9 protein-coding genes and 2 pseudogenes are annotated in these 7,543 nt (G+C 54.1%); 6 read left to right on the top strand and 5 right to left on the bottom strand.

Going from position 1 to position 7,543, the window contains the following annotated elements:
* Together MVC73_RS10025 and MVC73_RS10020 are read right to left on the bottom strand one after the other, a co-directional pair.
* Window positions 1-236, bottom strand: a 236-nt coding sequence (locus MVC73_RS10025; RefSeq protein WP_366938961.1) for a 4Fe-4S dicluster domain-containing protein, incomplete at its 3' end; no start/stop codon positions are given.
* Window positions 215-334: pseudogene (locus MVC73_RS10020) on the bottom strand (glutamate synthase); the annotation flags it as partial. The gene MVC73_RS10025 and the pseudogene MVC73_RS10020, both read right to left, overlap by 22 nt.
* Before the next feature lie 45 nt (window positions 335-379).
* Here MVC73_RS10020 and MVC73_RS10015 point away from each other — a divergent pair.
* Window positions 380-760: a hypothetical protein gene (locus MVC73_RS10015; RefSeq protein ID WP_297510579.1), complete on the top strand. Its 381-nt coding sequence runs from the start codon at window positions 380-382 to the stop codon at window positions 758-760.
* Window positions 761-798: 38 nt separating this feature from the next.
* Complete coding sequence (locus MVC73_RS10010) at window positions 799-1,683, top strand: cation diffusion facilitator family transporter (protein ID WP_297510588.1); 885 nt, start codon at window positions 799-801, stop codon at window positions 1,681-1,683.
* 18 nt (window positions 1,684-1,701) lie between these two features.
* Here MVC73_RS10010 and MVC73_RS10005 read toward each other — a convergent pair whose 3' ends face one another.
* On the bottom strand, window positions 1,702-3,387 hold the full coding sequence (locus MVC73_RS10005) for a radical SAM protein (RefSeq protein WP_297510586.1): 1,686 nt from the start codon (window positions 3,385-3,387) through the stop codon (window positions 1,702-1,704).
* Between the two features lie 143 nt (window positions 3,388-3,530).
* Between MVC73_RS10005 and MVC73_RS10000 the strand changes: the two genes are divergently transcribed.
* Both MVC73_RS10000 and MVC73_RS09995 read left to right on the top strand, forming a co-directional pair.
* Entirely contained in the window at window positions 3,531-3,848 is a 318-nt protein-coding gene (locus MVC73_RS10000; protein WP_297510576.1) for a hypothetical protein, read from the top strand.
* Window positions 3,849-3,919: 71 nt separating this feature from the next.
* A complete protein-coding gene (locus tag MVC73_RS09995; protein ID WP_297510573.1) occupies window positions 3,920-4,399 on the top strand; it encodes a GbsR/MarR family transcriptional regulator in 480 nt (159 codons plus the stop codon).
* On the opposite strand, the gene tdt is transcribed toward MVC73_RS09995, so the two are convergent.
* Window positions 4,380-5,390, bottom strand: a complete 1,011-nt coding sequence (tdt, locus tag MVC73_RS09990; protein WP_297510570.1) for a tellurite-resistance/dicarboxylate transporter — start codon at window positions 5,388-5,390, stop codon at window positions 4,380-4,382. The genes MVC73_RS09995 and tdt overlap by 20 nt on opposite strands.
* Before the next feature lie 118 nt (window positions 5,391-5,508).
* Here tdt and MVC73_RS09985 point away from each other — a divergent pair.
* Window positions 5,509-6,099, top strand: a pseudogene (locus tag MVC73_RS09985) (sulfite exporter TauE/SafE family protein); the annotation flags it as partial.
* 147 nt (window positions 6,100-6,246) lie between these two features.
* Here the strand turns inward: MVC73_RS09985 and MVC73_RS09980 are convergent.
* The gene (locus MVC73_RS09980) at window positions 6,247-6,681 is read right to left on the bottom strand and encodes a ferredoxin family protein (RefSeq protein WP_297510567.1); all 435 of its coding nucleotides are present in this window, start codon (window positions 6,679-6,681) and stop codon (window positions 6,247-6,249) included.
* 138 nt (window positions 6,682-6,819) lie between these two features.
* Between MVC73_RS09980 and MVC73_RS09975 the strand changes: the two genes are divergently transcribed.
* Window positions 6,820-7,530 (top strand): ABC transporter ATP-binding protein, encoded by a 711-nt coding sequence (locus tag MVC73_RS09975; protein ID WP_297510582.1) that lies wholly within the window; start codon window positions 6,820-6,822, stop codon window positions 7,528-7,530.
* Window positions 7,531-7,543 lie beyond the last annotated feature (13 nt).

Genomic DNA, 7,543 nt, shown 5'->3' with positions numbered 1-7,543 from the left:
GCACCGTCCTCGTCCCGGTATATCGCCTGGGTCGGACAGACCCTTATACAGGGCGCGTCGTCGCAGTGCTTGCAGTTTATGGGGAGGTACTGCTTGTTCTCGGTGACGTAAATCCTTATGTGAGGGTTTCCGTCATGGATAAAGTCGCAGACCGTCTGGCAGGTCTCGCAGCCTATGCAGGTGAGGTAGTCCACGTAGAGGTACTTCCTCTCCATCAGAGCTCCCCCCTGAGCCACTTATCGATAGCGACAGCGGTGTAGAGGCCGTCTTTTATCGCCCTCCCGACCTTCGTCGGCCCGTTGGCAACGTCTCCAGCGGCAAAGATACCCTCGACGCGGTCGTCAAGTACATAAACCTCCGTAAGGGCGAGATAATCCTGATGGACACTCAGGCGGGTCTTGAGCACTTTGGAAGGGCTTTAGCGAGGGGCTTCAAGCAGGCGGTCATCCTCACCGAGCCGACGTATAACTCCGTCCAGGTTGCGGTTGACGCAGCAAAGCTCGCCAGACAGCTCGGTATACCCTACGTTCACCTCGTTATAAACAAAGTGAAGAGGGACTCCCAGATTGAGAAGGTCGAGAGGATCCTGAAGGAGCTCGGCTTCAACGACTTCACAACGAAAACCGTCATCCCCTACGACGAGCTCGTGGAGGAGTACGACCCCGAGGTCGAGGCCATACTCGGAAATCCCGATTCCCCGACCTACAAAAAGGCCCTTGAGCTGAAGGAGATACTGCTCAAGTACTCGGGCTTCCTCTAAAGCTTTTTATACACTCCTCCCATTTTTCTTTGATGGCCATGGAAGAGCACTCCGGGCACGGGCTGAAGAGAAACCTCGTGCTCTCAATACTCCTCAACTTCACGATAACCCTTGCGGAGGTCATAGGTGGAATCCTCTCCGGGAGTTTGGCTTTGCTGGGCGACTCCCTCCACAACTTCAGCGACAGCATGAGCTTACTCGCGAGCTACTTTGCAATAAAAATCGGTGAGCGGAAGGCCAACGAGAAGTACACCTTCGGCTATAAGCGGGCAGAGATCCTCGTTGCCTTCATAAACTCCTCCGTTCTCTTTGGCGTTTCGCTTTTTCTGGTCGTTGAGGCCTACAGGCGTTTTAAGAACCCTCAGCCGATTGACACAGGCATAATGCTACCCGTTGCACTCATCGGCCTCATCGCAAACCTCCTCTCGGTTCTTCTCCTTCACAGTCACGCTCACGGCCTGAACGTCCGCTCGGCCTACCTCCATCTCCTGAGCGATACTCTATCTTCGGTTGCCGTTGTCTTGGGTGGTCTTTTAATCCTGTTCTACGGCGTCAACTGGGTCGACCCGCTCGTAACAGTTCTGATAGCCCTTTACATCCTCCGGGAGGCCTACGAGGTTCTCAGGGAGAGCATAGAAGTTCTCATGGAGGCCTCGCCGGAGCTTGACCTCGGGGCGATAAAGGCCGAAATAGAATCCATCCCCGGCGTTAAGAACGCCCACCACTTCCACGCCTGGCGGATTGGAGAGAATGGGGTGCACTTCGAGTGCCACGTTGAGGTTGACGACATGCCGATAAGCGAGGCGCAGAGGATAATTGACGAGGTCGAGAAGAGGCTGAGGAAGTACGGGATAACGCACGTAACGGTTCAGCTTGAGGTGAACAGGTGCGAGGGAAAAGAGGTAATCTGTGGAAAGGGATGAAGTAAAAGAGAAAGGGAATCAGGCCCTTACGGTCTCGGGAACGCTCACTTTCTCAAGCAACTTCTGCGTCGTTACCTCGACAGCGCTGTAGTAGCTTGGCACGTAGAGTGTTGGCCCGCGCAGGATTACGCTCTCGTCAACCCAGTTGACCTCGGTCAGGGCTTTGGGCTTGCCATGCCTCACTATCTCCTCCCAGAGGCGCTTGTTGATTATGCACCCCGGATCATCGCCGAGTATGTCGAGGGTGTAGTGGTAGGCCCTCGCGCGGCAGCCTCCGCAGATGTTCCTGTACGGGCAGTTCCTGCACTGGCCGGTGAAGTTGTCCCTGTCGCGGAGGAGGTTGAAGATTCTGCTGTTCTCCCATATCTCCTTGAAGGACTTCACGCGAACGTTGCCGACAGGTAGCGGAAGGAAGACGCAGGGAACGACGGTTCCATCGGGCTCTATGCCCGCGTAAATTCTCCCGGCGCCACAGCCACCTATGAACTCCGCCAAAGTCTTCACCGCGTTGTTCTCGCCGATGTAGAAGTGTGCCGGCGTTACGTTCTTGCCCCTGCTCTCAAGCAGTGTAACCCTGGCGTACTGCGGTGCCGTGGTTAATATCTCAAGCTTCCTCTTCTTCATCTGGTGGTAGATTTCTTTCATGAACTCCTCGCGCTCCTCAGGAGAGAGGTCTACCTTCACCATGTCCTCGGCCCTTCCCGTAGGCACGAGGTTGAAGAATATGACGCGCTTCACCCCTATGTTCTCGGCCAAGTCGAGGATGTCGTCTATTTCTTGATACGTATCCTTGTCCATCACCACCGCCATTCCGTGACTTACTCCCAGCTTAACGGCGTTTTCGAGGGCCTTTACCGCGTGCTCCCAAGCTCCTGGAATTCCGCGGAACTCGTCGTGCTTCTCAGGCTTTGCAGAGTCGACGCTCACCTCGACGTATTTGATGCCCGCCTCGACAGCCTTCTTAAGGTTCTCCATATCCGCGAATGTCCAGCCGTTTGTGGCGACGGAGGTGTGGATGCCCCTGCTCGACAGCTCCTTGACGATTCTGAGGAAGTGCGGGTGTATCGTTGGCTCTCCACCGCTTATTGCCACAGCAGCTACTCCGGCTTTGTCGAGCTGGTCAACGAGGTCGAGTTTCTCCTCAAGGGAAAGCTCACTTGGGAGCGGTTTGTCGGCCCTCTGGTAGCAGTGCTTGCAGCGGAAGTTGCACATGTTCGTGAAGTTCCAGACTATGAGGAACGGGCCAGCCAAACGCTGGGGCACCGTTACGCCGTACTTCGCTATGCCCTCAAGAACTACCCAGATGCCACGCCTTATGTGTGGATCGCGAAGGAGGGCCTCCTTTACAGCCTCCTCGTCTCCCCTCGCGAGCTTTATGCCCAGCTTGAGGAGGAGTTTAAGGACATCCGCTTGGAATCGTATCATCATCGGCTCGTTGAGGCTTTCCCCAGCGTAGACGCTGAGCGCCCAGTACAGAGCGGGCAGTTCCCTTCCGTTGATGTTGTATCTCTTCAGCATCGGCCTCAACAGGGCCCTCGCCAGCGGGTTTCCGAGTATCAGCTTGAACGCTGTGAGAGCCGTTGATAGCTGGTTTCCGCCCTTGTTTTTCGGCTCTTCAACTACTCCGGGACCGTTCATTGCCTTGGGGAACGGCTCTTTAATGACTCCGGTGATCGTTTTAACGTTCTCGTTCCCCTTTCCCATTTCCACCACCTCCAAATACTAATTAGGTGAAACACGTATAAGTTTTTCGATATATCATTTTTATCAGACATATCAAAAATAACCGAAAAGTTTAAATAGTGGGATGAGAACTCAGAATTGAAAAACCTTGGAGGTGACCGGAAATGGCCTCTGCCAAAACCGGAATGTGGACTGCCATCTTGGGTGCCCTGATAATCCTGATAGACGGCCTTCTTGTCCTGGCCAACAAGACCTTCTACGGCTGGCACTACGGCAGTGCAAGCGTCGTCGGCTGGACGGAGATAATCCTCAGCCTTATCATGATGGGTCTGGCCTTCTACTACAAGAAGAGCAAGAGCGCCATCGGATGGACGATTGCCATACTGGCACTGATAACGATGCCCTTTGACGGTGGCTTCTGGACCATCGGTGCTTGGATTGCATTGATCGGCGGTGCTATCATAGCCACCGGTTCCGAGTGAAAAATCAAACCTTTTCGATTTTTCGAAATTTTTATTTTGTATTGTGCCCAATATTTTATGGGTGATGCAAAATGCCAAGGAGAGGCCAGAGGGACAGGAGGTTCATCGAGCTCGTGGAAAGGCTTCTCGAAAGATGGGGCTACAGTAGGACCGAGGGAAAGGTCTATGCCGTCCTGCTGATGAAGGCAAGACCCATGACGATCTCGGAGCTGGCTAAGGAAACGGGCCTCAGCAGGTCGTCCATATCTGTGGCACTCTCGGCCCTTGCCCGACACTACCTCGTTACCTACAGAAAGGAGGGCAAGACCAAGTACTTCTCGGCTGTTCCAGCCTTTCTTGAGAAGTTCCTCCAGCAGCCGAGGGAGATACTGGAGCGTGAAATCAGGCCGATGAAGGAGATAGTTGAGGGCCTTATGGAAAACGCCGGGGAGGAGGAAAAGGCCTTCTACATGGCTCTTCTTGAAGACCTCTCCACCCTTGAGTGCGTCCTCGAAAAGCTCATAGAGTACGAGGAAAGCGAAGAGCTCTGCCTCAGGAGGAACTCCTCCTGAGGGCTGGAACTATTTTTAGCATCGTAACCGTCCACAGGCCCAGAAGGGCGAGGAGCAGAACGAAACCGAAGGCGTTCATGATACCCAACCCGAAGGCCGAGCCTATGTCGAGGGTGGCGTTTGTGAAGGCCCCCAGCGGGAATATGAAGGCCCACCACGAACTGCTGTAGGGAAGGTGCAGGTTCCTGATGTAGTGGAGCGTCATCGCGGTCGCCATCACGAGCCACCAGAATCCGAGGCCCCAGAGAAAGAACGCGAAAGCCATAAACGGCTCCTCTGGAATCGGTATCGTCGAGTTCTCGATGAGGGCGAAGAGGGCGCTTATGCTCGCTCCTATCGGGCCGAGGTTCATCCATATGAGGGGGGCCATCTGGGGCGGGAGTAGCTCGTGCCTGATGAAGCGCAGGGTAACCACCGAGTACAGAACGAGATAGAGGAAGAAGCCCGCCCCCCAGCCGAGGTAGTTGGCTATGACGACGAACTGGTTTAGATAGCCGGAGGTCATCTTCATGAAGACCGCGCCGAAGGGAATTATAACCAGAGCCACCGGCGGGATGTACCACGCTGGGGAAAGCTGTCTCAGGTCAACTTCTCCGGCTATAAAGACCTCGTAGGACATCCAGAAGGCGAAGATGAAGGTCAGTACTAGTCCCAAGAGCCACAGGTACCAAGAGAGCGTGATGTCTTTCAGGATAAGCCCAAACTGGGAGGCGAGGACTATGGTCGCCGCCCCGCTCGTACCGTAGAAGTGCCCTTTCGATGGATGTCTCAGGTCTTCGAGGGCTTCTCTCCTGTAGAGAATCCACCTAAGAAGCCAGGGAATTAAAAGGACAACGTAGAGGAGGGCGTTGAGATATGTTAGCACCACTCCGAAGTCCTTTAGAGGTTCCCAGTAGGCCGAATACCTGTAGGAGGCTATCGCAACGGCGCCCGTTCCCATGACGCTCGCAAAGACCGCCGGGTTGAAGTTCTTCAGTCTCTCCATGAGCATCACCCCGTATGAGATGGTTTACATCAAAATTTTTGTTCTCTTAAAAAGTTTTGGAATCAAAAGACATTTAAATGATTCGTCATTCATTCGAGCGCCACAATAAAATGAGGTGAGTCTAATGAACTACCCGGAGCTGGCGCTTATATCTTTCATCCTCAGCGTTATCTTCGCTATTGGTGGAGTCGGGAGCGCCATAGCGATAGTCCCAGCAATGGCGTGGCTCGGCGTTCCGCTTATGACGGCCAAACCCACGGGGTTATTCATAAACACGCTCTCGATGCTCTCGGCGACGCTGAAGAACATCAGGCACGGCAAGCTCGACCACCGCTTCGGCCTGCCGATTCTTCTCGTTGCCACCGTGATGGCCCCTGCAGGAGCGTACGCGGGAAGGTTTATACCGAAAACCTACGTCCTCTGGGTCTTCGTGGGTTTTCTGCTCTATTCGGAAACGATGATGGTCTTCTTCAGGCCAAAGAAAAGGCCGGAGGATGGGAACCACATCGTTGAAGGCTCGCTCATTGGGGGAATAGCGGGCTTCCTCGGGGGCCTCCTCGGTGTTGGGGGAGGGGGGATAATAAGCCCCGCCCTGATAATGCTCGGCTACGAACCCAAGAAGGTAGCCTCAACGACGGCCCTTGTGGTGTTCTTCTCCTCCCTGAGTGGCTTCATTACCTACTGGGGCATGGGAACCCTCGACTGGAGGCTTTTGCTGTGGGTCTCTGTTCCAGCCATAGCTGGTGGCTGGCTTGGAACCCATATGATGCACTTCAAAATGAGCTCGGAGGGGGTAAAAAAAGGTGATAGGGGTGGTGATTTACCTCATAGCCCTCAAAACCATTGCAAACGTCCTCTGATTTCATTCTTTCCTTGGAGGATCCTGCTCAGGCGTTGCCGTTATCTCCTCCTCACTCAGGTGGTTCTTGGGCATTATCCTGTCCACTATCTCAAAGGCCTTCTTCGTAACCTTTGCCTTCGCCACCCACTTCCTGAGGTACTCCTTCGGCGGAAACTCTATGGCGTTGCACGGGCAGAGCATCGCGCAGGTGTTGCATCCGACCATGCAGTTGTAGGGCCTTGCAACTATGGGCACGCTCCTCTCGACGTCCCAGTCGAAAACGCGCCTGCCGCAGGTGACGAAGCAGATTCCACAGCCGGCGCAGACGTCGTAGTTGATCTTGGGATACCAGTCTATCTCCCTCCTATCAACGCCCCACCAAGGAATAACGCTCAGGTCCTTGACTTCCCTCCCGAGGGCGTCCTTTCCGATTACGGGAGCATTCGCCTTTGACATCTTCACCCACCTCCATTTAATCCGAGACAAATTTCACTTAAAATATTTTTCAAACATTGATGTTTTCAACCGTTGGTTCTGGACGGTTCTGTCCAGAAAATCTTAAATTTAAGTTCATGTGAAGGATTATTGATGAAAATGCTGTGCCTGAGAAACGTTGATTACGTGAGAGAGGGCAGGAAAATCCTCCAGGGGATAAACATGACCTTCAGGGAGGGCATGAGCTACTCGATACTCGGGCCCAACGGCGCGGGAAAGTCAACGATAGCGAGGATTTTGATGGGAGAGCTTAAGCCAACATCAGGGCAGGTTCTCCTCGATGGAAGGGACATAACAGAACTTGGCGTTACCGCGAGGGCGAAATTGGGGATAAGCATGGCCTGGCAGGAGCCGGCGCGCTACGAGGGGATAAGAGTCAGGGAATACCTCACCCTCGGCGGGAAGCTGAAGGTTGAGGAGGACGAGATAAGGGAGGTACTTGAGCTCGTCGGCCTGCCGTACGAACTCTACGCCGGTAGGTTCATTGATAAAAGCCTCAGCGGGGGCGAGAGGAAGAGGGTTGAATTGGCTTCGCTCCTCCTCCTGAAGCCGAGATACGCTATTTTAGACGAGCCGGATTCAGGTCTCGATATAACCGCCGGCGAGCTCATCGAGGAGCTTTTGGGCCGGTTCAGGAAGGCGGGAACTACTGTCATCATAATCACGCACCACGAGGAGATAGCTGGAAAAACGGACTTTGCCTACTTCGTCTGCGCCGGCAGGCTCGTCAAGAAGGGCTTCTCGCGGGAGGTCGTTGATTACTACAGAAAAACCTGCGGAAGGTGCCTCTTCGTGGAGGGGTCGCCATGACGATAAAAGTGGA

It is taken from the genome of Thermococcus sp. (genome assembly GCF_027052235.1).
Lineage (GTDB): Archaea > Methanobacteriota_B > Thermococci > Thermococcales > Thermococcaceae > Thermococcus.
Note: the sequence above shows the minus strand (reverse complement) of the source record. Positions and strands in the feature narration are given on the sequence as shown.

Coding starts and splice junctions, on each gene's coding strand:
- MVC73_RS09995 (WP_297510573.1), top strand. CDS start 3,920: ATGCCAAGGAGAGGCCAGAGGGACAGGAGGTTCATCGAGCTCGTGGAA.
- MVC73_RS10000 (WP_297510576.1), top strand. CDS start 3,531: ATGGCCTCTGCCAAAACCGGAATGTGGACTGCCATCTTGGGTGCCCTG.
- MVC73_RS09980 (WP_297510567.1), bottom strand. CDS start 6,681: ATGTCAAAGGCGAATGCTCCCGTAATCGGAAAGGACGCCCTCGGGAGG.
- tdt (WP_297510570.1), bottom strand. CDS start 5,390: ATGCTCATGGAGAGACTGAAGAACTTCAACCCGGCGGTCTTTGCGAGC.
- MVC73_RS10015 (WP_297510579.1), top strand. CDS start 380: ATGGACACTCAGGCGGGTCTTGAGCACTTTGGAAGGGCTTTAGCGAGG.
- MVC73_RS10010 (WP_297510588.1), top strand. CDS start 799: ATGGAAGAGCACTCCGGGCACGGGCTGAAGAGAAACCTCGTGCTCTCA.
- MVC73_RS10005 (WP_297510586.1), bottom strand. CDS start 3,387: ATGGGAAAGGGGAACGAGAACGTTAAAACGATCACCGGAGTCATTAAA.
- MVC73_RS09975 (WP_297510582.1), top strand. CDS start 6,820: ATGCTGTGCCTGAGAAACGTTGATTACGTGAGAGAGGGCAGGAAAATC.